The 1,134-nt window shown below is 69.1% G+C and carries 1 protein-coding gene; it reads left to right on the forward strand.

Annotation, left to right across the window (positions count from 1 at the left end):
• On the forward strand, window positions 1-1,134 hold a 1,134-nt coding region (locus tag AB0M27_RS48035), incomplete at both ends, for a S8 family serine peptidase (protein WP_365732491.1).

Below are 1,134 nucleotides of genomic sequence, written 5' to 3' on the forward strand. Positions count from 1 at the left end.
GCCACCGCTCCGGGGGCGACCGAGCAGGTCACCGAGCAGCTGGACGCCGTCAAGGGCTCCGTGCTCGGCCAGACCTACGACAAGCTCGGCTACGTACGGGCGACGGTGCCGACCAGCACCGCCGGGGCCACCATCGAGGCGGCCTCCAAGCTCAAGTCCGTGCTCGGCATCGATCTCAAGCAGGAGATCAAGCTGGACGACCCGACGCCCTCGGGCGACCGGGCCGCGGGGGCCAAGCAGCTCAAGGCCACGGGCACGTACCCGGCACCGGGCAAGAAGACCCCGGCGAAGAACCCGTACAACCCGTCCTTCGAGACGGGCGCGGTCGACTTCGTGAAGAAGAACCCGAAGGCCGACGGCCGCGGGATCACCATCGGTGTCCTGGACTCCGGTGTCGACCTCGGCCACCCGGCGCTGAAGAAGACCACCACCGGCGAGCGCAAGATCGTCGACTGGGTCACCGCCACCGACCCGGTGTCCGACGGGGACGGCACCTGGCTGCAGATGTCGCAGACGGTCACCGGCCCGACCTTCACGGCGGCCGGCAAGACCTGGTCCGCCCCGGCGGGCAGCTACAAGTTCGCCACCTTCGCCGAGTCGGCCACCACCGGCGGCGACATGGCGGGCGACCTCAACCGCGACGGTGACACCACCGACGTCTGGGGCGTGCTGTACGACCCGGTCAAGGGCACCGTCCGGGTGGACCTGAACGAGAACGCGGACTTCTCCGACGACACGGCCCTCAAGCCGTACAAGGACAAGTTCCAGGTCGCGTACTTCGGCGAGGACGACCCGCGCACCAAGGTCGTCGAGCGCATCCCGTTCGTCGTCGAGACCCGTAAGAACGTGGTCTACAACGCGGCCGGCGCCAAGGCCGACTACGTCAACATCGGCGTGATCGAGGGCTCGCACGGCACGCACGTCGCGGGCATCACCGCGGCCAACGGCCTGTTCGGCGGCGAGATGAACGGTGCCGCCCCCGGCGCCAAGGTCGTCTCCTCGCGCGCCTGCACCTGGTCCGGCGGCTGCACCAACATCGCGCTGACCGAGGGCATGATCGACCTCGTCGTCAACCGCGGTGTCGACATCGTCAACATGTCGATCGGCGGCCTGCCGGCGCTGAACGACGGCAAC

The organism is Streptomyces sp. NPDC052107 (assembly GCF_040680215.1).
GTDB lineage: Bacteria > Actinomycetota > Actinomycetes > Streptomycetales > Streptomycetaceae > Streptomyces.